The organism is Gilvimarinus gilvus (genome assembly GCF_030518155.1).
GTDB lineage: Bacteria > Pseudomonadota > Gammaproteobacteria > Pseudomonadales > Cellvibrionaceae > Gilvimarinus > Gilvimarinus gilvus.
The window spans coordinates 122,594-145,255 of sequence record NZ_JAULRU010000617.1; the positions used below are offsets into that span (position 1 = coordinate 122,594).

The 22,662-nt window shown below is 53.7% G+C and carries 21 protein-coding genes; 5 read left to right on the top strand and 16 right to left on the bottom strand.

Translation table 11 applies throughout. The features are described from left to right. Nucleotide 1 precedes the first annotated feature (1 nt). Complete coding sequence (locus QWI17_RS15730; protein WP_302723470.1) at nucleotides 2-874, bottom strand: sugar nucleotide-binding protein; 873 nt, start codon at nucleotides 872-874, stop codon at nucleotides 2-4. Between the two features lie 477 nt (nucleotides 875-1,351). Here QWI17_RS15730 and QWI17_RS15735 point away from each other — a divergent pair, with 477 nt between their 5' ends. Both QWI17_RS15735 and QWI17_RS15740 read left to right on the top strand, forming a co-directional pair. Then, nucleotides 1,352-2,098, top strand: a complete 747-nt coding sequence (locus QWI17_RS15735; RefSeq protein WP_302723471.1) for a transporter substrate-binding domain-containing protein — start codon at nucleotides 1,352-1,354, stop codon at nucleotides 2,096-2,098. Nucleotides 2,099-2,202: 104 nt separating this feature from the next. Then, nucleotides 2,203-3,609 (top strand): PTS transporter subunit IIC, encoded by a 1,407-nt coding sequence (locus tag QWI17_RS15740; RefSeq protein WP_302723472.1) that lies wholly within the window; start codon nucleotides 2,203-2,205, stop codon nucleotides 3,607-3,609. 279 nt (nucleotides 3,610-3,888) lie between these two features. Here QWI17_RS15740 and QWI17_RS15745 read toward each other — a convergent pair whose 3' ends face one another. The 13 genes from QWI17_RS15745 to QWI17_RS15805 form a co-directional block, all read right to left on the bottom strand. Further along, entirely contained in the window at nucleotides 3,889-4,389 is a 501-nt protein-coding gene (locus QWI17_RS15745; protein ID WP_302723473.1) for a hypothetical protein, read from the bottom strand. A gap of 253 nt (nucleotides 4,390-4,642) precedes the next feature. Continuing rightward, nucleotides 4,643-4,843: a hypothetical protein gene (locus QWI17_RS15750; RefSeq protein WP_302723474.1), complete on the bottom strand. Its 201-nt coding sequence runs from the start codon at nucleotides 4,841-4,843 to the stop codon at nucleotides 4,643-4,645. A 95-nt stretch (nucleotides 4,844-4,938) separates the two neighbouring features. Next, nucleotides 4,939-6,231: an adenylosuccinate synthase gene (locus QWI17_RS15755; RefSeq protein ID WP_302723475.1), complete on the bottom strand. Its 1,293-nt coding sequence runs from the start codon at nucleotides 6,229-6,231 to the stop codon at nucleotides 4,939-4,941. Nucleotides 6,232-6,271: 40 nt separating this feature from the next. Further along, the gene (locus QWI17_RS15760) at nucleotides 6,272-7,447 is read right to left on the bottom strand and encodes an ATP phosphoribosyltransferase regulatory subunit (RefSeq protein ID WP_302723476.1); all 1,176 of its coding nucleotides are present in this window, start codon (nucleotides 7,445-7,447) and stop codon (nucleotides 6,272-6,274) included. Between the two features lie 199 nt (nucleotides 7,448-7,646). After that, the gene (gene hflC, locus QWI17_RS15765; protein ID WP_302723477.1) at nucleotides 7,647-8,522 is read right to left on the bottom strand and encodes a protease modulator HflC; all 876 of its coding nucleotides are present in this window, start codon (nucleotides 8,520-8,522) and stop codon (nucleotides 7,647-7,649) included. Next, a complete protein-coding gene (gene hflK, locus QWI17_RS15770) occupies nucleotides 8,522-9,673 on the bottom strand; it encodes an FtsH protease activity modulator HflK (protein ID WP_302723478.1) in 1,152 nt (383 codons plus the stop codon). The genes hflC and hflK overlap by 1 nt, the downstream gene beginning before the upstream one ends. Before the next feature lie 89 nt (nucleotides 9,674-9,762). Next, a complete protein-coding gene (hflX, locus tag QWI17_RS15775; protein WP_302723479.1) occupies nucleotides 9,763-11,088 on the bottom strand; it encodes a ribosome rescue GTPase HflX in 1,326 nt (441 codons plus the stop codon). A gap of 18 nt (nucleotides 11,089-11,106) precedes the next feature. Next, on the bottom strand, nucleotides 11,107-11,376 hold the full coding sequence (gene hfq / locus QWI17_RS15780) for an RNA chaperone Hfq (protein ID WP_302723480.1): 270 nt from the start codon (nucleotides 11,374-11,376) through the stop codon (nucleotides 11,107-11,109). Nucleotides 11,377-11,494: 118 nt separating this feature from the next. After that, a complete protein-coding gene (gene miaA, locus QWI17_RS15785) occupies nucleotides 11,495-12,445 on the bottom strand; it encodes a tRNA (adenosine(37)-N6)-dimethylallyltransferase MiaA (RefSeq protein WP_302723622.1) in 951 nt (316 codons plus the stop codon). Between the two features lie 34 nt (nucleotides 12,446-12,479). Continuing rightward, nucleotides 12,480-14,348 (bottom strand): DNA mismatch repair endonuclease MutL, encoded by a 1,869-nt coding sequence (mutL, locus tag QWI17_RS15790; RefSeq protein ID WP_302723481.1) that lies wholly within the window; start codon nucleotides 14,346-14,348, stop codon nucleotides 12,480-12,482. 16 nt (nucleotides 14,349-14,364) lie between these two features. Then, nucleotides 14,365-15,738, bottom strand: a complete 1,374-nt coding sequence (locus tag QWI17_RS15795) for an N-acetylmuramoyl-L-alanine amidase (RefSeq protein ID WP_302723482.1) — start codon at nucleotides 15,736-15,738, stop codon at nucleotides 14,365-14,367. A gap of 2 nt (nucleotides 15,739-15,740) precedes the next feature. Beyond that, nucleotides 15,741-16,250 (bottom strand): tRNA (adenosine(37)-N6)-threonylcarbamoyltransferase complex ATPase subunit type 1 TsaE, encoded by a 510-nt coding sequence (gene tsaE / locus QWI17_RS15800; protein WP_302723483.1) that lies wholly within the window; start codon nucleotides 16,248-16,250, stop codon nucleotides 15,741-15,743. After that, nucleotides 16,243-17,724 (bottom strand): NAD(P)H-hydrate dehydratase, encoded by a 1,482-nt coding sequence (locus QWI17_RS15805; protein ID WP_302723484.1) that lies wholly within the window; start codon nucleotides 17,722-17,724, stop codon nucleotides 16,243-16,245. The genes tsaE and QWI17_RS15805 overlap by 8 nt, the downstream gene beginning before the upstream one ends. 133 nt (nucleotides 17,725-17,857) lie before the next feature. Here QWI17_RS15805 and queG point away from each other — a divergent pair, with 133 nt between their 5' ends. Next, nucleotides 17,858-18,982: a tRNA epoxyqueuosine(34) reductase QueG gene (gene queG / locus QWI17_RS15810; RefSeq protein ID WP_302723485.1), complete on the top strand. Its 1,125-nt coding sequence runs from the start codon at nucleotides 17,858-17,860 to the stop codon at nucleotides 18,980-18,982. A gap of 187 nt (nucleotides 18,983-19,169) precedes the next feature. Further along, complete coding sequence (gnd, locus tag QWI17_RS15815) at nucleotides 19,170-20,624, top strand: decarboxylating NADP(+)-dependent phosphogluconate dehydrogenase (RefSeq protein WP_302723486.1); 1,455 nt, start codon at nucleotides 19,170-19,172, stop codon at nucleotides 20,622-20,624. Between the two features lie 90 nt (nucleotides 20,625-20,714). Here gnd and QWI17_RS15820 read toward each other — a convergent pair whose 3' ends face one another. Next, entirely contained in the window at nucleotides 20,715-21,092 is a 378-nt protein-coding gene (locus QWI17_RS15820) for a zinc ribbon domain-containing protein YjdM (protein ID WP_302723487.1), read from the bottom strand. A gap of 65 nt (nucleotides 21,093-21,157) precedes the next feature. Between QWI17_RS15820 and QWI17_RS15825 the strand changes: the two genes are divergently transcribed. Beyond that, complete coding sequence (locus QWI17_RS15825; protein ID WP_302723488.1) at nucleotides 21,158-21,511, top strand: hypothetical protein; 354 nt, start codon at nucleotides 21,158-21,160, stop codon at nucleotides 21,509-21,511. Between the two features lie 507 nt (nucleotides 21,512-22,018). On the opposite strand, the gene QWI17_RS15830 is transcribed toward QWI17_RS15825, so the two are convergent. Further along, on the bottom strand, nucleotides 22,019-22,450 hold the full coding sequence (locus tag QWI17_RS15830) for a hypothetical protein (protein WP_302723489.1): 432 nt from the start codon (nucleotides 22,448-22,450) through the stop codon (nucleotides 22,019-22,021). Between the last annotated feature and the right edge of the window lie 212 nt (nucleotides 22,451-22,662).

Genomic DNA, 22,662 nt, shown 5'->3' on the forward strand with positions numbered 1-22,662 from the left:
GCTACTGATCAGCCCCCGTCTTGCTACTGAGCCACTGCTTAATAATGGGAACGAGATAGGTTCGCCAGGTGCGTGATTGCACACCAAAATCGTTGCGCAGCTTGAGACTGCTTAATACCGCACTCACCGGCTCACCTTGCGGTGTTTCGTCGATGACATCCCAGTGCGGCTCTCCCCCTTGATAGCCCTGTTGGCGCAACGCCTCCCACAATTGCTCAGCGAACTCCACCTGATTACAGGCATCACCCGAACAATACTGATAAATACCCCAGCAATCGGCACCGCAATTCATTTGTTTAATGATTGCGACCGTTATCCGGGCCAAGTCGGACAGCGCCGTTGGGGCTCCTCGCAAGCGGGTGTTCAGCTGCCAGACTCGATCACCGTCGAGAGCCTGCAGCAGATGCGTCAACCGGTTGTCACCATAGCCGGCGATAAGCCAGCTGGTTCGCAGCACCAAGACCTTTTCCTGAGAACGCAATACGGCCTGCTCGGCTTGGTAGAACGCCTGCCCCAACTCACTGTTGGGCGCGCATTCATCGGTATCCGAGTGCTTGCTTTTGTTGTCATCGCCAAACACCCGGTAGCTAGAGAGCTGTACCATAACAATACCGTGGTTGGCACAGGCAGCGGCCACATTGTGGGCCGCAACGGGCAATAGGTCTGTATCCGCCGAGATACTACTGTCTCCCCACCCCAGGGTATTGATGACAATATCAGGTCGCTGGGCAGCTATATATTCAGCCACTGCGTTGGCGTCACGCCAGTCAATATCGGCGCGTGCAGGCTGGAGCAGATTAAAGGGCTCTCGCTCCAGCTCGTGCTCTATCGCCACACCCAGTGAATGCGATGAATCGGTTAACAACAGTTTCAATAGAACTCTCTCACAGAATTATTAACCTGCATTATCGCAGTCTGACAGTAGACACGCCAGCCAGCAGGCTGTCGAAAACCCCTTGCGTGCTCAGCGAGGCCCGAAGCGTGCAGATGTTGTGTCTTGTCTCTACGGACAGGGTGACTCCCTATGCTAGAGGCAAGGCGCAGCAGATGTGCGCTTCAGGTCACGCCCTGCGGGACTTCCAGGCTGGCCCGTACTCGTCGTTACCACCTCTCGATGGGTGGGTACACACCGTCAAAGTAGCGCCTAGCGGGCTGAGAGTCTGAGTACGTAAGGGGTTTTTAACAGCCTGCTCTATGACACCGAGCGGAGCCTTTGAGCACAATCAACTATACTTTGGAAAGAAAGCTCACAAAAACACTTTTATTTGCTATGGTCTTTCGAACACTGATTTGCTTGCTACTCATTGCATCTGTCGGCCTCGCCCCAAACACCGCTGGCGAGGAGCCATTGGTGGTTACACACCAACCTCACCCCTATTTTGCCAAACTGCTTACGCTGGTGCTGGACAAGACCATTGACAGCCACGGCCCATATCAACTGCGCGAATTTAGCTCAGCAGCGGAAAAAGAGCGAATCCGTAAACTTCTTCACGAGGGCCGTGAAATCTCCATAATTTGGAGCACGACTAATCCCGAGCGAGAATCCAATTTAAGGGCTATACCCTTTGCCTTACTCAAAGGTTTAAACGAGTATCGCCTCTTGCTTATTCGCAAAGGCGAACAAGCTCGCTTCGCCACCGTAGAAAATTTGGCCGACTTACGCAGCTTCACGGCGGGCAGTGGCACCCACTGGCAGGACTCGCGTATTTTCGAGGCGAATCAGTTGCCCATCGTGACTAGCGTCCGCTGGGACAACTTGTTTGCAATGCTGGAAGCCGGACGCTTCGATTATGTAGCGCGAGGCGCTTACGAAGTTTGGCAAGAGTTATTGCGCCCAGACTTCCAGACCTTCGAGCTAGAGCAGCGGCTAATGCTGCATTACCAAGCCCCTTATTACTTCTTCGTCAACCGTGACAATATCGCTCTGGCCGAGCGCGTACTGGCAGGACTAAAATTGGCTGTCGAAGATGGCAGCTACGATGAACTGTTTTTTTCGCACCCGCCATTCGCAAAAGGTTGGCAGGCCGTCCATTCATCCAAGCGTGTGCTCATCAAATTAGCGTCTCCGCTTGGTCCACCTGTCACCCCACCAGAGTAGACTCAAACCACCGACTCTATACAGGCGCGTAAGCGCATTTGCGTTAACTCCAGAAAACCGGTAAAAAGACGCCCACGCGCCATTTGCACCCTTGAGCCCCTATCATGACCGCCATAAACGACTTCCTCGATCTCTTTTTCAGCTTTAAAGCCTATGTAATGTTACCGGTGGTGATTTTTCTGATTGCTCTGGCGGTGCGTGTTCCCTTGCGCAAGGCCATTCTCAGCACCATCGAGTTAGCCGTGGGCTTTGCCGGCGTTTTTATCGCCTTTGATTTCTTTGTCGCCAACATCAAACCGGCCGTAGAACAACTGGTGGCCATCCACCAGCTCGACTATCACATACTGGATGTAGGCTGGCCGCCGCTCGCTGCGATCACCTGGGCATCTCCGCTGGCCGCCCTCTCTATTCCGATGATTTTGCTACTCAATATCGCACTTCTGGCCCTGGGGCTGACGCGCACTATTTATATCGACATCTGGAACTACTGGCACTTTGCCTTTCTCGGCGCACTGGTAATGGCCACTTCGGGCAGCCTTTGGCTAGGTCTCGGTGCTACCGCGTTGCTGGCGATTTATTGCTTTAAGCTGACCGAATGGACGGCACCGGATGTCGAGCGGGAAATTGGCATCAAGGGCGTGTCCGCCTCACCCGTGTCGGTTAACGGCATTGTTCCCTATACCGCCTGCATGAACTGGTTGTTTGACCGGATACCGGTAATCAATCGACTCGACTATAACCCCGATAAAATCTCTGCCACGGACTCAGATACCCAAGCCGAACAAAATCATCATCAAAGCAGTACCAGTATCCTTTCCATACTTAGCGAGCCTATGGTCATCGGTATCTTGATTGGCCTGTTGCTGGCATTGGCGGCCGACTATTCATTAAAAAACAGCCTGGAGCTGGCGGTGCACATAGCCGCCGTGATGTTTCTGTTGCCGAAAAGTGCCGGGCTGATTGGCGAGGCCATGATTCCAATCACCGAGTCGCTGCGAGCACAAGTCGAAAAATATTTTCCTAAGCGCAAAAACCTAGTGGTTGCACTGGATACCGGCTTTTTGATGAGCCACAAATCCGTCATCGTCACGGGACTGCTGCTAATGCCGATTGCCATCGGCATAGCGCTTATATTGCCGGGCAACAAAGTACTGCCCATTGGTGATCTGCCCAATCTTTTGTCGGTCATGTCACTGTCCGTGCTGATGTTCCGGGGCAATGTATTGCGCGCCGTATTGGCGGGTATTCCTATCGTTGTTACGTTCTTATTGATTGCCACTGAGATGGCCCCTTTGTACACCGATCTGGCGAGCCAGACCTCGGGTTTCGATGCTGAAGGGTTGGGTACAATCACGGCGTTCACCGATGGCGGGCATCAGGTTCGCTACCTACTCTACGGATTGTTTCAAGGCAAACTTTGGGCAGTGGGTGGTGTGATTACACTGCTTGGCATGATGATCTTCACCTACAAGCGCTACAAAGCGCTTGTAGCCGACAACCAGCGAGGCTAGCAGGCTGCTGAAAACCCCAAGCGTACTCAGGCTTTCAGGCTGGCTCGTAATCTAGGCGGCCTTTTGAAGGTGTGTGTCCACCCATCGAAAAAGGGCAACGACGGGTGCGGGCCAGCCTGAAAGCCCCGCAGGGCTTGGCCTGAAGCGCACATCTGCTGCGCCTTGCCTCTAGCAAAGGGAACCACCCTGTCCGTCGAGACAAGACATCTGCACGCTTCACGCTACGCTGAGCATGCATGGGGTTTTCAACAGCCTGCTAGGTATGCAATGAAGGGAAAGCTATGTAATTTCGTGCTTATCAAACGTATCCCGAAAAGAAAAATCATGCAAATTAGCATGAACAATTTCCCTTATCGGAAGAGCAATAAGAAACTTATCCAAGCTTTCAGTATTACCGCTCATATTACTTAAATCATCTACAACCGCATGATAATTCGTCGTGTACACGAGCTTTTTAGTTTTATCCTTTCTGTACCCGCTAACCAAAGGAATCAGCTCAATATCATTCACCTCACCAAAATTTATATATGGCAGATACCCTATATAAACTTTGCCCGAACTTAGTGTAAATGCTATTGGTAATCCATACTCAGCAGATCGTACGAACAGAGATGAAAACTCTGATAAGGAGTCAGTGATTGATTCGTCTTTAAACCGAGCAAGAAAAGGATCAACTTCTGTCTTCCAAGATAAAATGCGATCAATAGTTGTTGGGGCAAGCCAAGAGATGCTTAAAGTGACAACTGAGATAAGAAAAAATCGAAACTGCCAAGTCTCCAAGTTTAAGCCTGGAAATATATATTGAACGGCATCCCATATCCAACTAGCTTTCAATGTCAGAGGAAGTGTTGCCCCAAAAAGAAGCATGGATATAAAAAATAAAACTAGACCACAAGATACACTTCTTAGAAAGGTGTGATAGCCACTAGACTTTTTAAATTTAAATATAAGAAATGATGATCTCGAACAAAACAAATAGCCCGAGATCAATAGAATTAAAATAAATAGAAATGAGGGTTTAAGCATTAAAATCTTATGCTTTCGACGGCTCCTCACCCTTTAGCAGCCTTTGTACGTACATAGCTTGACGCTGAACCGCCCGGTTATTACCTAACGATGAAAGATCCATTTTTACTCCTCGATACCCGTCCATTTGTAGCTTAACGGAACCTTCACTGGCATCTCTTTTATGCGCTTTAGCTTTTACAGCTCCACTTTTATTCTCTTTTGACATAAGACCTCCTCGACTTTAGTCATACATCAATACATTGAGCAGCTTTAAATTAAAGAGATTCAAGCTTGAATCTCTTTATCTCACATTAAAGTTTATTACGCAAATGGATGACGTAGAACGATTGTCTCAACGCGATCCGGGCCGGTGGAAATAATATCAACCGGTGTAGCCAGCAGTTCTTCCAAACGCTTAATATAATTAATCGCGTTCTGCGGCAAATCTTCAAGCTTGTGAATACCAAAGGTAGACTCACTCCAGCCTGGCATTTCTTCGTAGATAGGGTCTACGCGATCCCAACCATCGGCGTCGAATGGAATCGGCATAGGGTTGCCGTCTTTATCTTGGTAGCCGATACAAATCTTAACCGTCTCCAGGCCATCCAGAACGTCCAGCTTGGTCAGGCACATGCCCGAAACAGAGTTAATACGGTTGGCGTGGCGCACGGCAACGGCGTCGAACCAACCGCAGCGACGCTGGCGACCTGTGGTCGCACCAAATTCATGACCTTTCTCGCCCAAGTGCTGCCCCACTTCACAACCAAGCTCGGTTGGGAAAGGGCCAGAACCAACGCGCGTGGTATACGCTTTGGTAATACCCAAAACGTAATCCAAATACAGAGGGCCAAAACCAGAACCTGTTGCGGTACCACCTGCGGTGGTATTCGAGCTGGTTACAAACGGGTAGGTACCGTGGTCGATATCCAGCAAGGAGCCTTGTGCACCTTCAAACAAAATACTCTCGCCCGACTCACGTGCAGTATGCAGAATTTCGGTCACATCGGCGATCATCGGCTTGAGCTCTTCAGCCCAGGCCGTCACTTGCGCCAGTACTTCGTCAAAGCTAACGGGCTCAACTTTGTAGTACTCGGTTAAAGCGAAATTATGATATTCCATCACATCGCGCAATTTCCCGGCGAAGCTTTCCAGATCGAGCAAATCACCCAAACGCAAACCACGACGTGCGACCTTGTCTTCGTAAGCGGGGCCAATACCGCGCCCGGTGGTGCCAATTTTGTCCGCGCCGCGCTTAATTTCACGCGCTTGATCCAGGGCAATGTGGTAGGGCAAAATCAAGGGGCAAGCCGGCGACAAACGCAAACGCTTGCGCACCGGTACGCCACCATCTTCGAGTTCGGCAATTTCGGTGAACAGCGCTTCAGGTGACAACACAACGCCGTTGCCAATCAAGCAGGTAACCCCTTCGCGCAACACGCCTGATGGAATTAAATGCAGTACCGTTTTTTTACCGTCGATCACCAGAGTGTGACCAGCGTTGTGTCCGCCTTGGAAACGCGACACCAACGATACCTGATCGGTCAACAGGTCGACGATTTTACCCTTACCTTCGTCACCCCACTGGGTGCCCAGTACCACAACATTCTTGCCCATGATTGGCCTTACTCTCTTAAATTAACGAAAACTTAAAGGGTTACAGTGATGATACTTGAAAAGTATCGCCCTGCTTCTCCAACACCTGGTCACAGCCAAGTGCGGCAAATTCTTCCCGACTGGTTGCACTGACTACGCGCTCACCCGCCGCACGTAGCTCAGCGACTTTACGCCACTGCTCGGCACTACCGTCATCTACAAAACCGACCAGGCCGGACTGCGGAGCACTCAGCAATCCAAGTTTGGACAGTGCCGTAATATCGACCGCGAAGCCGGTGGCCGGACGACTGCGCCCAAACACTTCACCAATATGATCATAGCGGCCACCGCTGGCGATAGGGTTACCATAGCCAGGCGCGAAGGCCGCAAATACGAGGCCAGTTAGGTAGTGATAGCCACGCAGCTCACCCAAATCAAAGTAAAGCTCGGCTTCCGGGTAGCGGGTCTGAATCACCTCGGCTACGGAGGCGAGTTCATCCACAGCATTAACCGCTTCGCTTGATACGGCGGCAAACAAATCACGTGCCTTATCGAGAATATCGCGCGCGCCAGCAAGCCCGGGCAAAGCCAGTAAGACTTTAGCAATCGCAGCATCGGTAATGTTTTCAGATACCCACGCTTCAATTTCGGCCACGGCTTTGCGTTGCAGCATGGCAAAAAACAGGTCTTTTTGCGCTTCACTGACTTCAGCCTTGGCAATCAAGGCACTGTAGATACCCACATGCCCCAAATCGATATGCAATTTAGGCAAGCCCGCTGCACGCAGAGACTCCAGAAGCAGTGAGACCACTTCAACATCGGCGGCAAGGCCCGATTCACCATAGAACTCTACGCCCGCCTGAATTGGTGTGCGGGTCGCCAGTGGGTTTTTCGGCTTAGTATGCACCACATGACCGGCATAGCACAGGCGATTGGCGCCCTCACGCTTAAAGCTGTGAGCGTCCATTCTGGCAGTTTGCGGGGTGATATCGGCGCGCAACCCCAGGGTACGGCCGGTTAATTGGTCGGTCACCTTAAAGGTGAGCAAATCCACATCACGGCCCAGGCCAATCAGCAATGAGTCGGTGTATTCCAGCAAAGGGGGAATCACCATGTCATAGCCCCAGGTGCGGTAAAGCTCCACTAACCTGCGGCGTAACAAATCGATGGGGCGGGCCTCATCGGGCAAAATTTCTTCAATTCCGTCGGGCAATAGCCAGCGGTCGGCGTAGGTCATAGCAGACTCTATCGGTTTCGGGTCTTCGGTTGAAACACTCTGGCAAAGCCAGATTGGGTGTCGATGTGACACAAAAAAACCGGACCTCGGTGTGCCCCGTCACTAATACTGTGGCTTTCACAGTATTAGTGACGGGACACACTAGCCCGGCTGGGGGATTTTACCACTTTTGCGCGGCAAATGTTGAGCGAAAAATCGCCTATTTTTTACCGTTGATGTCTTTCAGGTAGCGGAAGAAATCACTGTCCGGATCTACCACCATCAAGTCACCCTTGTTGGCGAACGACTTTTTGTACGCGGTCAGAGAGCGCACAAAGGCGTAGAAGTTCGGATCTTGCTCATAAGCATTGGCAAACGTCGCCGCCGCTGTGGCATCACCTTCACCGCGCACCTTCTCAGCATCGCGGTAGGCATTCGCTTCCAGCACGGCCACCTGACGGTCGGCATCGGCGCGGATAACTTCGGCCTGCTCGGCACCTTTAGAGCGGTATTCGCGCGCTTCTTTCTCCCGATCCGCAGCCATACGGTCAAACACCGACTGACTAACATCTTCGGGTAAATCAATACGCTTAACACGGATGTCCAATACCTCGATACCGAGAAGCTCGTTAGCAACGCCATTTAATTCCAGCGTCAGCTCGTGCATGAGCTCATCGCGCTTACCGGATACCACCTCATGTAAGGTGCGACCACCAACCTGATCTCGCAGTGCGTTGGCAACACGGCTGGCCAGAAGGTTAGCGGCTACAGCTTCATCGCCACCAGTAGCTTTGTAGTACTTCTGCACATCCTGAATACGCCATTTCGAGTAAGAGTCTACAATCAGACGCTTATTCTCGATGGTGTAGTAGCTCTCCGGGCGCGCATCGGTGGTCAGAATCCGACCATCAAACTTGCGCAATTTATCCGCGAGCGGGATTTTTACGTGCAGGCCGGGCTCGACGTCTGGGTTAATCAATTTACCGAAACGTAAAACCACGGCGCGCTCGTACTCAGAGACAATGTAGACACTATTGGCCGCGACAAACAGGCCCAGCGCCAGGACAATCAGCCCCAAAAAGGATCGATTAGACATTAGCGGCCCTCCCGGTAGGTGGTATTGGTGCGGCCAAGTTGGCGAGCCACGTAGTCACTGATTTGACGCAACTGCTCTTGGGTCAGAGTGGCGTTGCCACGACCGCCCTGGCTCGCGCTGTTGCTTTCCATCAGTTTATCGATGGGCAGATACATCATATTGTTGCCACCTTCGACATCCACCATTACCTTCGACGACTTGCTCATTACCTCTTCCATCGACTCGATGTACAAACGCTGGCGAGTCACTTCGGGGGCCTTTTGGTACTCGGCGAGTAGATTGAGGAAACGTTCGGTTTCACCCTCGGCGCGACTAACAACTTCGGCCTTGTACGCTTCGGCTTCTTCCAGCATGCGCTGAGAGGTACCACGCGCGGCAGGAACCACAGCATTAGCGTAAGCCTGAGCCTCGTTCTTCAGACGCTCTTCGTCTTCTTTTGCTTTAATCACGTCATCGAACGCTGCCCGCACCTCTTCCGGTGGGCGGCCTTCCTGAATGTTTACGTCGCGCACCATAATGCCGGTGCCGTAACTGTCCAGATACTGCTGCAGACGATCTTCAACTTCTTCGGCGATTTTGCCACGACCTTCGGACAACACCTGCTCCAACTCCGTAGAGCCAACCACATGACGCAGGGCCGAGTCGGCCGCATGACGCAAGCTGACTTCCGGGTCGCGCACATTCAACACGTAAGCTTTTACATCGCTGACGTTGTACTGCACGGTAATGGGCAGCTCAACAATACTCTCGTCTTCGGTCAACATCAGACCGCGACTCGGGTATTGACGCTCTTCTGTTACGTTCTCAACAAACACCTCGGTGATAAGAGGCGCATTCCAGCGCAAACCTGGCTGTTTGATTTCACTAAAGGCACCAAACTGCAGCACAACAGCACGCTCTTTCTCGTCCACCTGGTAAACACCAGAAATGACGTAAAAAATCGATGCAATCACAATGGCACCAATCAGCAAGCCGCCCAGGCCTTTGCTGGAGCCGCCATTACCACTGCCACCTGACTTTCCACCAAAAATGCCGCCGAGCTTTTCCTGAAGTTTTTTCAGTGCTTCGTCGAGGTCTGGCGGGCCATCGTTATTACCACCACGATTACCCCAAGGGTCTTTATCCCCGCCTCCCGGTTCATTCCAGGCCATAGGTTGTCTCCAATTTATAATGTGGGGGAATGGGCGCATTGCCCGTTCCCGAAATTCCGTCGCGGATTCTAGCACCCGCAGCAGGTACGCTAAAAGTTTTGTGCGATTTGATGTTCTTCAGGCGCCTCGCCATCCCAGCGCAATTGATCAAATTTCATGTCCACCGAACTCAATATGCGCTTTAGGTCACTTTGCGGTATACGCACCGACAACCTACTGCAGCCATCCTCGCGGTAGGCCTCCTCGGCCACGGCATGCTGTTCAAAGAGCTTGGCGCGCAAACGCCCCTCGGTGGGTGCGAGAATAAGATCGCCTTCGATCATTTCCTCACCGAGCAATTCGGTAATAGCCTCGAACAGAAGCTCAATGCCAACACCCGTTTGCGCCGATAACCATACGGCAATCGGATTACCGTCATCGTCCCGATCAATACGCGGTTCCATATTGAGCAAATCGATTTTGTTAAAGACCCGCAACTGGGGTAACTCGCCGGCGCCGATTTCATCGAGCACTTCTTCAACTTGCTCTATATAGTGCATGCGCTCATCGGCTGCGGCATCAATGACGTGCAGCAGCAAGCTGGAATTCGTGGCTTCCTCCAGGGTGGCCCGGAACGCCTCTACCAATTTGTGTGGCAGGTGACTGATGAATCCCACGGTATCGGCCAGAATGGTGGCACCGATGTCATCGAGCTCGACACGCCGCATGGTCGGATCCAGCGTGGCAAATAATTGATCCTGAGCGTACACATCTTCGCCGGTTATTTGATTAAACAACGTCGACTTGCCCGCGTTGGTATAGCCCACCAGGGATACCGTTGGAATGGATGCCCGCTGGCGCGAGCGGCGTCCCTGTTCGCGTTGTGTGCGCACTTTTTGCAGGCGGCGCTCGATACTGGTAATTCTACCACGCAACAGGCGACGGTCGGTTTCCAGCTGAGTCTCACCCGGGCCGCGCAGGCCAATACCGCCTTTTTGCCGCTCCAGGTGAGTCCAGCCTCGCACCAGTCGGGTCGACATATGGCGCAGTTGCGCCAACTCAACCTGCAGCTTACCTTCAAAGGTGCGGGCGCGCTGGGCAAAGATATCTAAAATCAGACCGGTTCGGTCAAGCACACGGCACTTTAAGGCATGCTCAAGGTTACGCTCCTGCGATGGGCTCAGGGTGTGGTTAAATATCACCAGTTCGGCGCGGTGCTCTTCCACCAACTCCTGCAATTCCTGCAATTTGCCGGTACCGACAAAATACTTAGCATGAGGGGTATCGCGGGAACCGAACACCATGGCAACAGGGTCACCGCCGGCAGAAAGGACTAATTCTTCGAATTCGCGGGGGTCTTCAGGCTCTTGGCCACTGGAAATATCCAGGTGAACCAGCACCGCCAGCTCACCTGAATCGGGACGATCAAAAAACAATGACTTACCTCTTAGTTTTTATTCGCCCTGCCCTTCATCTCCTTCACCTTCGCCTTCAGCAGCGGGGTTAAGAAGGGGCACACGAACAGCGCGAGAAGGTACTACTGTAGAAATGGCGTGTTTATAAACCATTTGACTGACAGTGTTTTTGAGTAATACAACAAACTGGTCAAATGACTCGACCTGGCCTTGCAGCTTAATCCCATTTACCAGGTAAATGGATACCGGAACACGCTCTTTACGCAGCACGTTCAAGTAAGGGTCTTGTAAGCTATGCCCTTTTGACATCTTTGTTCTCCTTTAGATAATAATAGTACGCCTAAGTCTTTCAAATTCGGTTACATAAGTCCGCCTGAAAGGGGGCGATGACAAGCATGAAATACTGACTAGGGATTCCACATTGATATTATATGGCCCCCGATGGTAGAGAATTCAAGCTAAATCGTACAATTTCTTGCAAAGATAGCGACTTACCGGCGTTATTTTGTGTAAATACCCAATTTAACCCCTCCCAACCCTTCAACCAAGTGAACTGACGCTTGGCCAACTGACGGGTGGCAATCACGCCGCGCTCTACCGATTCGTCCAAACTCAGGCGTCCGGCCAGGTGATCCCAGACCTGGCGATAGCCCACTGCGCGAATAGCGGGTAGATCCTCGCTAAGGTCGCCCCGGTTGTACAATCTGGCCACCTCTTCCACCAATCCTGCCTCCAGCATTTTGGCAAACCGTGTTTCTATACGCTGGTGCAGCACCTTGCGATCACGTGGCGCTATAGCCAGCTGACTGACGTGAAAGCGCTCGTTAAACGCCGGGCCACGCTCGGCGTGCTGGCGCCGGCGCAGCTCGGTCATTGTTTCACCGCTGGACAAGTACACCTCAAGCGCACGCGAGAGTCGCTGGGAGTGATTGGGATGGATGTCGGCCGCACATTCGGGGTCGACCTCGGCCAAGCGCTTATGAATGGCGGGCCAGCCCAGTTCGGCGGCATCGGATTCGATCTGAGCGCGCACCTCGGCATCGGCCGGCGGCATCTCGGCCAGACCATCGAGCAGGGCTTTAAAGTACAGCATAGTGCCGCCCACCAGCAGCGGAGTGCGACCACTGGCATGAATACAGGCAATCTCTCGCTCGGCGTCGGCAACGAAATCGGCCGCCGAATATGGGTCGGCCGGATCGCGAATATCGATCAGCCGGTGCGGAGCGCGAGCCAACTCTGCGGCGGTCGGCTTGGCGGTACCGATGTCCATGCCCCGATACACCAAGGTGGAATCGACACTGACCAACTCCACCGGCAGGCGCTGATACAACTCAGAGGCCAGATCAGTTTTACCTGAGGCGGTGGGCCCCATCAGCATGATTACTTGCGGTTTGTCAGTACTCACTTTCAACCTACTGGCCGCGCATAAAGAGTTTGTCCAGCTCATCCAGTGATTGCAGTGTCCAGGTCGGGCGGCCGTGGTTGCACTGGCCGCTGCGCTCCGTGGCCTCCATGTCGCGCAACAATGCATTCATTTCCGCGATGGTGAGTTTGCGGTTGGCGCGCACCGAGCCGTGACAGGCCATGGTGGAGAGTACCTCGTTCACGTGGTGGGCCAAACGTTCGCTGGCGCCGTGCTCAATCAAATCACTGAGCACATCGCGCACCAACTGATCGACCTTGGCGCCGTGTAATATCGACGGAATCTGCCGTATCAACAACGACTCCGGACCGGCTCGCTGTATCTCAAAGCCTAAAGCGGCAAAGGTATCGGGGTGCTCTTCGGCGCAACCGGCCTCCTTCTCACTCACCGCCAAAGTCGCGGGCACGAGCAGCGGCTGGGCCTGAATGGCTCCTCCGGCAAAGGCGGCTTTCATCCGCTCGTAGGTGATACGTTCATGCGCCGCATGCATATCGACAATGATGAGCCCCTGCGCATTTTCAGCCAGAATATAAATACCCTTGAGCTGAGCAATGGCAAAACCCAGCGGGGGAATTTCCCCTTCGACCGCGCTCATTGAGTCTAACGACGGCGCCTGAACTGCTCCGGCGGCGTAACCCACACTCTGCTCGCCAACCCCTGCACTGCCAGACGGGCGCTCGGCTACAGCCGCATCGGCGCCAGCCGACTGCATTGCGGCGGGAAAATAATTGTCGCGCCAGTTGCCCGCTGGGCGCTCGGCGCTAAAAGCCATCGGGCTTTGCCGGGACATCTGCCCGGTGGAGTCTACGCTCGGTCGGGCTGACTCCTGCTCAGTGCGAGCCAGCCGATCCTCCGGCGATACCTCCGCCAGCGCGTGATGCAAGGAGCTAAAAATAAAATTGTGCACGGTGCGGCCATCGCGAAAACGCACTTCGTGCTTGGTGGGGTGCACGTTGACGTCGACCGTCGCCGGATCAACTTCCAGGTAGAGGACAAACGCAGGGTGACGACCGTGATAGAGCACATCCTGATAGGCCTGGCGCACCGCGTGGGAAACAAGCTTGTCGCGAATCGCGCGGCCGTTCACGTAAAAGTGTTGCAAGTCTGCCTGCGAACGGGAAAACGTTGGCAGCGCCACCCACCCCCACAAACGCAGCCCTGAGCGTTCAATATCCAAATGCACAGCGTTATCCATAAACGCTGGCCCACATACCTGAGCGACACGTCGTTCGCGCTCAGATTGGCTCGCGCCACCGCGCCAATTGTGAATAGCGCGACCGTTGTGGCGCAGGGTAAAGCTAACGTCATAGCGTGACAGCGCCAAACGCTTGACCACATCCTCTAAGTGGTTGTACTCGGTTTTTTCCGTGCGCAGAAACTTGCGCCTGGCCGGGGTGTTAAAGAACAGATCGCGCACCTCGACAGTGGCCCCTTGCGGGTGGGGTGCCGGCGCCAACTCCGTTTCCATATCCCGCCCTTCGGCAGTGACCTGCCAACCGGAACCGGTCTCATCGGTAGCGCTGGTCAAGGCCAAACGCGCCACCGAGCTAATACTCGCCAGAGCTTCACCGCGAAACCCCAGGGTCGCCACCGCTTCCAAATCATCCAGATCGGTAATTTTGCTGGTGGCGTGGCGTGACAGGGCCATCGCCAAGTCTTCTTTATCGATTCCCGAGCCGTTATCGCGCACCCGCATTAATTTAACACCACCGTCCTCCACCTCAACATCAAGACGAGTGGCGCCGGCATCAAGGCTGTTCTCAAGCAGCTCTTTGACGACGGACGAGGGGCGCTCTACCACCTCACCGGCGGCAATTTGGTTGGCAAGGCGAGGACTTAACAGCTTAATTTTGGACATGTAGAGTGTTTACAACTTAAGTAGTCGGGGGAATTCGCAGCACTTGACCCACTTTAATAACGTGGCCATTGAGTCCATTAAACTGCTGCAATTGGTTAACCGAAATATTAAAGCGCTGGGCGATGCCGCTCAAGGTATCGCCACTGGAAATTGTGTACTCCATAACACCGGAACCACCACCTGATTTTTGCCAGGAGATGTACGTACCCGCGGGGGGGTACTGGTGGAAATATTGTTTTACCCCGGCCAACAGCTGCCCCGCCAGTTTGCTGCGGTAGCTGGAGCTGGCCAGATTCTTTGCTTCACCGGGGTTGGAGATAAATCCGGTTTCCACCAAAATCGAAGGTACGTCAGGTGATTTCAATACGGCAAAACCGGCCTGTTCAACCTGATGCTTATGTAAGTGCGCTACCCGCCCCATCGATTTAAGAACAAAATCACCCACTTGCAAGCTGGCCCCCAGGGTTGCCGTCATCGACAAATCCACCAGTACACCAGCCAACACTTCGTCTTTGTCTTCCAGACTTACACTGCCGACACCGCCGATAAGATCCGACTCGTTTTCCCGCTGGGCTAAGAAGCGCGCCATTTCACTGGTGGCACCGCGGCGCGATAAAGCGAACACTGAAGCGCCGCGTGCCGAAGGTTTGGTAAAAGCGTCGGCATGAATAGACATAAACAGGTCCGCCTGCATTTTGCGGGCGATGTTGCGACGCTCGCGCAACGGTATGTAGTAATCGCCGGTGCGCACAAGCTTGGCGGTATAGCCGGGCTCGCGGTTCAGTTTATCCGCCAGGGACTTGGCTATTTTGAATACAACGTCTTTTTCCTGCAGACGATTGGGACCCAGGGCACCCGGATCTTCGCCGCCATGACCGGCGTCGATGGCCACAATAATATCGCGTTTGCTAGAGGCGGGCTCAGGCACACTGACCGGCGGCGGCCCCTGCTCGGGCCTGGGTTGTAAATCGTTCAGATCCACCACCAACCGATCGGCGGCGCCGGCCTGACTTTTAAGGAAGAAACTTTTGGGTTTAACGTCGAAGGATAAATCCAACACCACTCTTAAGTCGCTGCCATTGCGCGGCGCGTGTCGGATGCCTTTAATAGGGGTCTCGGATAGATTCAACTTATCGAGGCTGGCATTAAACGTAGCCTGGCTGACATCAATAACGACACGCCTTGGATTTTCGAGCGTGAATAGGGAGTGCTCGGCAGGGGCAGACAAATCAAACACCAGGCGAGTATGATCGGGCGCGCGCCACACCCTGACACCGTCAACCCGGGTAGCGGCCTCGGCACTCGCCACGATCGCAAGCGAAATAGCGACGACAACGCACAGCAAGTTGCGCAGTAACCGCGAGTTTTGAGTTCGTCCGGCGTTGGTCATACTCAGTCTTGTTGTTGCTCGAATTGGGGAGCCCTCATAGCTAGCTGAGCTAATTGCTGAACAAGACGCGAACCGCGCTCAGTTCCTGACTCTAGCTTAACAATTCGACCCGGTTCTTGCACCTTAAGTGTTATTAAGACATCGGCCGGAGGCAGGACGCCCTCGCCCCGAACCGGCCACTCAATCAAGCAAATGTCAGCCGCCGTAAAATAGTCGCGAATGCCCATGTACTCTAATTCTTCCGGGTCGCCCAGTCGATACAAGTCAAAGTGGTGCAATGTTCGCGTGGGCAATTGGTATTCTTCCACCAGCGTATAGGTTGGACTCTTAACCGCGCCTGAATGACCAAAACTGTTCAGCACACCACGGGTGAACGTCGTTTTACCGGCGCCAAGATCACCCGCCAGATGCAGTGATAGCCCATCTGCGCACTCCGCAAGCACCTGCCCCAGCGCTTTACCGGCGGCCACGGTTGCCGATTCATCGGCCAGATAACAAGACCACTCAGTCACTCAACAGAACCCCGATATAATCGAGCAGATCGGTTGCCAACATGCTTTGTTGACCGCGCTCTTCGGCAGCGAGATCGGCGGCATGGGCGTGCAAACTCACCCCCAGCCCTGCAGCGGCCGACAACTCCACCCCCTGCGCCACCAAAGCGCCTAATACCCCACTAAGCACATCCCCCATACCGCCAGAAGCCATACCAGGGTTTCCTGCGGTCACAACAGATACAGGCGCGCCTTCGCTTGCCACCAGTGAACCGGCCCCTTTTAACACCACGACACCACCGTAGCGGCCTTGCAGGTCGGCTATCGCGGCATACCGATCGCGCCCAATAAAAGCCGTAGTTTCACCCAACAGCGTGGCCGCCTCACCCGGGTGCGGGGTCAAAATCCAGTTATCGCGTGTTTTGCCAGCGGTCCAAAGCCGCCCCTTGGCAATTAGATTGAGCGCATCCGCATCCAAAATAAGGGGCAAATCAGTAGCCAGCGCCTGCTGCAACATCTGCTCAGACCAAGGCGATTCCCCCAGCCCCGGGCCGACGACCAGCACGCTCGGGCGCGCCAGCCAAGGCTCTAACTCCTGACCGGAAATAACGCCACAGGTCATGACCTCCGGGCGGCGCGCCAGCGCAGCGCAGACATGCTCAGGGCGGGTGGCCAGGCTTACCAGCCCAGCGCCGCTGCGCGCTGCCGCTTCTGCCGCCATAATCGCGGCGCCTCCGCGCCCGGTATCGCCGCCAATGACCATCACATGACCAAAGCAGCCTTTGTGGGCGTCGGCTTCGCGAGGAGGGAGCGCGGCACGCAATGCGGCGTAATCGGCCTTCACCGCAGCAGGATGACGTGATTGATAGATCGACTCGGGTGCGCCCAAGTCTTCGAATACCAGCTCACCACACAGGGCAGCGCCACGACCGGTTACCAACCCGCGCTTCACACCAATAAAGGTAATGGTTAATACCGCTTTGATGGCCACACCGGCCACATCACCCGTATCGGCAACAAGACCCGAGGGAACATCAAGCGCCACTACCGGTAAGCCACTGGCGTTAACTTGCTCAATGGCGCGTTGATACTCCGGGCGCACATTACCGCTAAGCCCGGTGCCCAATAGAGCGTCGACGATAAGCCCGGCCGCCGGCGCGGGCCCCGGCGGCATCATAATCACGCCCTCCTGGCGCGCGTATTGATAGGCCGCACTCGCCTCGGGGCTAAGCTTTTCCACATCCCCCACAACAATAACGGTTACCGGAGTACGCCTGGCCGCAGCCAATGCCGCCACCACAAAACCATCGCCGGCATTGTTGCCGGCACCACAGTAAATGGTTATTTCTTCGGGCTCACCAAAGCGCGCTAGCATTGCTTCAAAAGCGGCGCGACCCGCGCGCTTCATCAACTGTGTAGCGGGCACGCCGGATTCGATAAAGGCGGCATCGAGCGCGCGAACATCGGCGGCGGTATAAAGCTGATTGGCAATCATACAAACTCTCGGTAAATTCTCGGTAATGGAGGCAAACTCGGTATAATCTGGTCGCTATTATAGGGGCTTAACCACGTTAAACCTACCGGACCGATAAACTTAACTCACCACTGCGACAAAGCAAGGGCGCCGTTTGACCGAATTTGATTTCACACAACTCGCCGCAGACATAAAACGCTGGGGCCGTGAGCTGGGGTTTCAGCAGGTAGGCATTACCGATGCCGACCTATCGGCTCACGAGCCGGCCCTACAAGAATGGCTGGAGCGCGGCTACCACGGCCAAATGAGCTGGATGGCCGACCACGGCAATAAACGCTCGCGCCCCGCCGAATTGGTGCCCGGTACCGCGCGGGTGATATGTGTGCGCATGGACTATTTGCCCGGCGATACCGAGCAAATCAAGGTGCTGAAAAGCCCAGATAAAGCCTACATATCGCGTTACGCACTGGGACGCGATTACCACAAACTGATCCGCAAACGTTTGGCGCAGCTGGGCAAAAAAATCGAAGCGGCCCTGCCTGTGGAGCTTAAGCCAACAGATGAGCGGCAGAACCGCGCCTTCGTTGACAGCGCACCGGTACTGGAAAGGCCACTGGCGGATAAAGCCGGGCTCGGCTGGACAGGTAAGCACACGCTGATCCTCAACAGCGAGGCCGGCAGCTGGTTTTTTCTGGGCGAGCTGTTTACCTATTTACCCTTGCCAGTCGACGCGACCGAGCAACCCAACCGCTGCGGCGACTGCACCGCGTGCCTTAAGGTTTGCCCAACCGATGCGTTCCCCGCGCCCTACACGCTGGACGCCCGGCGCTGCATTTCGTATTTAACCATCGAACACAAGGGCAGCATCCCGGAGGAATTTCGCGAGCCGATGGGCAATCGGGTATTTGGCTGCGACGACTGCCAGGCCATATGCCCTTGGAACAAATACGCGAAACCTACCTGCGAAACCGACTTTTTACCCCGCCACGGCCTCAACAACACCGACTTGCTAACGCTCTTTCTCTGGGACGAGGCCACGTTTTTAACCAACACCGAAGGCTCCGCCATACGCCGTATTGGCTACGAGCGCTGGCTGCGGAACCTGGCCATTGGCCTTGGCAATGCGCCCTCATCGCCCGATGTTGAACAAGCCCTGCGCGACCGCCTGGGCGCATACAGCGCCGTGGTGGATGAGCACATTCAATGGGCCTTGGACCAACAAGCCTCACCCGCCAGACGCCGCAAACGTAAAATAAAAGCCCCCCAAACGGATCGATAAGCTAACTCACGTTAGCAAATTCTATTGCCGACATAGCCAATAAAAATTAATGAGCGGCAAGCAAAATGATCCGCGTTAAGGTACAATTGCCGCCCTCTGAGAGCCGGGCACCGCCCTTGCCCAATAGTTTTAGGTGGTGATAACCGGTTACACGCTCCCGCAAATTAATGAAAAAGTACGGTTCGCTATGAAAACACTGTCTGATATCGGTTTGGTCGGTCTCGCCGTGATGGGTGAGAACCTTATCCTCAATATGGAAAGCAAAGGCTTCACGGTAACGGCGTATAACCGCTCCGTGGAAAAGGTAACCAACTTTATTGAAGGTCGCGCGAAAGGCAAAAACATTCGCGGCGCCGAATCGATTGAAGAGCTGGTGGCATCGCTGGAAAAACCACGCAAAATTATGCTGATGGTTAAGGCCGGCGCACCTGTAGACGCTTTTATCGAGCAGTTGATTCCGCACCTGGACCAAGGTGACATCATCATCGACGGTGGCAACACCCACTTCCCCGACACCAATCGTCGTGTCGAGTATCTGCGCGAAAAAGGCATCCACTTTATTGGTGCTGGTGTTTCCGGCGGTGAAGAAGGCGCACTGAAAGGCCCATCTATCATGCCCGGCGGCGCCCCTGAAGCCTGGGAGTCGGTTAAACCTATCTTCCAGGGCATCGCTGCCAAGGTGGATGACGGCTCACCGTGCTGCGACTGGGTAGGCGAAAACGGCGCCGGCCACTTTGTAAAAATGGTGCACAACGGTATTGAATACGGTGACATGCAGCTTCTTTGTGAAGCCTACCAGCTGATGAAAGAACTGCTGGGCATGAGCGCCGATGAAATCCATCAAGTGTTCGCCGACTGGAACAAAACCGAGCTGGATTCCTACCTGGTAGAAATCAGCCGCGACATCATGGCGTTTAAAGACGAAGACGGCGAACCACTGGTTGAGAAAATCCTCGATACCGCCGGCCAAAAAGGTACCGGTAAGTGGACGGGTGTTGTTGCCCTCGACTTCGGTGTCCCTCTCACTCTGATTGCCGAATCGGTATTCGCCCGCTGCATCTCGGCGCTGAAAAGTGAGCGCATCGAAGCCGCTAAAGTACTGACCGGCCCGGAAAAATCTTTCACCGGCGACAAGGCCGCGTTTATCGAAGATTTACGTCAAGCGGTACTGGCGGCCAAAATCGTTTCCTACGCTCAGGGCTACACCCTGATGCGCGAAGCAGCCAAAGAGTTCGGCTGGAACCTCAACTACGGCGGCATTGCCCTAATGTGGCGCGGCGGCTGTATTATTCGCTCGGCCTTTTTGGGAGACATTAAAGCGGCATTCGACAAGAATCCAGAGCTGAACAACCTGCTACTGGACGACTACTTCAAAGGCGTTGTCACCAGTGCCCAACAAGGCTGGCGTAACGTTGCAGCGACCGCCATCACCAGCGGCGTACCCGTACCCTGCCTGACCGCAGCGCTGAACTACTTTGACGGTTATCGCACCGAGCGCCTACCCGCCAACCTACTGCAGGCGCAGCGCGACTACTTTGGTGCCCACACCTACGAGCGCCTGGACAAACCACGCGGTGAATTCTTCCACACCAACTGGACCGGTCGCGGTGGGGATACGGCGTCTACGACCTATGACGTCTGAGGTCGGATGTCTGAAGACTGACGCTGAATTGCGATAATAAAAAACGGGGAGCTTGTGCTCCCCGTTTTTTATTGCCCAAAACAAAAGCGATTAGGCTTTCTTTACAAACTCGCTTTTCAGCATCATATCGCCGCCTTTGGCGAGCTTGCAGTCAATATTGTGGTCGCCATCGGCAATGCGTTTTATTGTTACCTTAGTCCCGACCTTAAGAACGTCAGAAGTGCCTTTTACCTTCAAATCCTTAGACAGAGTCGCAGTATCGCCCTCAACCAGCTTATTGCCATTGGAGTCACGCACAAACCGCTCCTCATCAGCGCTGCCCTCGCCACTGGCAGACCACTCATGAGCGCGCTCTGGGCAAATCAACAAAACTTGGTCCTGATAGACAAACACAGAATTACATTTGGGGCATGGGGAAGTGACATAATGGGCGACAGGGAAAAGACAACTTTTACATTCACGGTCCACGGTGCGAGACTCGCCGCCAAGCCACCAAACTGTGCAATGAGAAATTTTGTGATCTGGTGACCATAGTGGACCAGGAAGTGGGCGAACCCGATTTTCTAAGCTTAATCGAAAAGCATGCTTTTGTTCTCTGTGTTCAGGGAGGACGTATCGACCCCTCCCCGAAAGCATGGACAGCTATCGCACATGGGGCAATTCCTATTATTGCGTCATCACCTCTCAATGACGCCTATTGCCAGCTCCCTGTAGCAATTGTAGATGGGTGGGATGAACACTCACTAAGCGAGGAAAAATTACGTGAGTGGCGGCAGCAGCTTGCGCCCTATTACGATGACCCGGATTTGCGTCTGGAAGTTTTAGAAAAGTTTCAGCTCGATTACTGGTGGAAACAAATCAAAAACACATGGCGGGGAAAACATTAATATAAAGCCGCCCCCCCTGCCCAATTAAAATACATTAGTAATTGTTCAGGATTAGACTGAGCATGAATTCAACTTCAAGGATAATTTATACTATTCACGTTAGCTCAGTTTGATATGTATGACATGGTTATGTACACAGCAGGCAGAAAAGCTAGTGACTTAGTGGTAATGGCAGTACAACAATGAGCGGCCAAGTACCTCAATCGGAGGTGTCCCGCCACGGTAGCTACTACAGGCCGCATAACCCTCTTCTTTTAACGGCTGTTTAATATTGGGGACTACACCGAAACTTTCGCTCCTGCTCTGATGAATCATCCGGTTTATCAAGGCGAGTGGGTTGTCAACTGGCTTAAGTCGGTGGCTGGGGTCTACATGCGAATGGTAGTGAATCACTTTTGGAGAGACGCCTTGTTTGTCACCGACCGAGCAGTGGATCGGATAGTTTTCTGCTAGCGACAGATGTTCAAGCTAAATGCCCGACTCATGCACCGCAAGACCAAACGACATTTAATCAATGTGTTTTTGGTAAGCTTCCGGAATCAGATTGAGATTTTCTATCAACCAGCGAGCCCAGCGTGGCCAAGATTCCTGGAGCGCATGAAAGTGGTCGTTCGGAATCGTGTATAGCCCGCCATTGCAGTTAATGGTAGGTGGTAGATGTTCGCCGAAACTTGTAATAATAGTAGAGGAGCACGGCAATACTGCTGTCTCCAATAAATCGTGCCAAACTTCGACCGGTGGGTTGGCGAGATCGACGATCTTGGCACGTACCGATGCGGTCGAGAGGAGGGGTTCGACTGATTGAGCAAAGGCAGTGTCAGTGTCGCAAAGGATGCAAAAATCTGCTTTGGTCAATTCTGGAGTTTTAAGCTGTGTCAGCTTGTTGCGGTATGGGTGATCTGGGTGGAATGGATCTACATTTTGAATACGCACGCCCATTGATCGTAGTGACCAAGTGATTTATGAGCAACGGCCGGGTGGTGTATGTACTATCAGGCGCGAGGGTGAAACGCCGGCAAGATCCATAAGAGGCCAGGCCCATATAAGCGCCTGAACGGCGAATTTCGGTTTATCCGCCAGAACACAGTAGTTGGTAATATTTGACATTTTTTTGTGAACAAAAAAGGGAGGCCCGCTGGCCTCCCGGTTCG

Bases quoted from the DNA above. Each gene is read 5' to 3' on its own strand.
- QWI17_RS15740 (WP_302723472.1), top strand. From the start codon at position 2,203: ATGACCGCCATAAACGACTTCCTCGATCTCTTTTTCAGCTTTAAAGCC.
- QWI17_RS15750 (WP_302723474.1), bottom strand. From the start codon at position 4,843: ATGTCAAAAGAGAATAAAAGTGGAGCTGTAAAAGCTAAAGCGCATAAA.
- QWI17_RS15755 (WP_302723475.1), bottom strand. From the start codon at position 6,231: ATGGGCAAGAATGTTGTGGTACTGGGCACCCAGTGGGGTGACGAAGGT.
- QWI17_RS15760 (WP_302723476.1), bottom strand. From the start codon at position 7,447: ATGACCTACGCCGACCGCTGGCTATTGCCCGACGGAATTGAAGAAATT.
- hflC (WP_302723477.1), bottom strand. From the start codon at position 8,522: ATGTCTAATCGATCCTTTTTGGGGCTGATTGTCCTGGCGCTGGGCCTG.
- hflK (WP_302723478.1), bottom strand. From the start codon at position 9,673: ATGGCCTGGAATGAACCGGGAGGCGGGGATAAAGACCCTTGGGGTAAT.
- hfq (WP_302723480.1), bottom strand. From the start codon at position 11,376: ATGTCAAAAGGGCATAGCTTACAAGACCCTTACTTGAACGTGCTGCGT.
- miaA (WP_302723622.1), bottom strand. From the start codon at position 12,445: ATGCTGATGGGGCCCACCGCCTCAGGTAAAACTGATCTGGCCTCTGAG.
- mutL (WP_302723481.1), bottom strand. From the start codon at position 14,348: ATGTCCAAAATTAAGCTGTTAAGTCCTCGCCTTGCCAACCAAATTGCC.
- QWI17_RS15795 (WP_302723482.1), bottom strand. From the start codon at position 15,738: ATGACCAACGCCGGACGAACTCAAAACTCGCGGTTACTGCGCAACTTG.
- QWI17_RS15805 (WP_302723484.1), bottom strand. From the start codon at position 17,724: ATGATTGCCAATCAGCTTTATACCGCCGCCGATGTTCGCGCGCTCGAT.
- gnd (WP_302723486.1), top strand. From the start codon at position 19,170: ATGAAAACACTGTCTGATATCGGTTTGGTCGGTCTCGCCGTGATGGGT.
- QWI17_RS15830 (WP_302723489.1), bottom strand. From the start codon at position 22,450: ATGGGCGTGCGTATTCAAAATGTAGATCCATTCCACCCAGATCACCCA.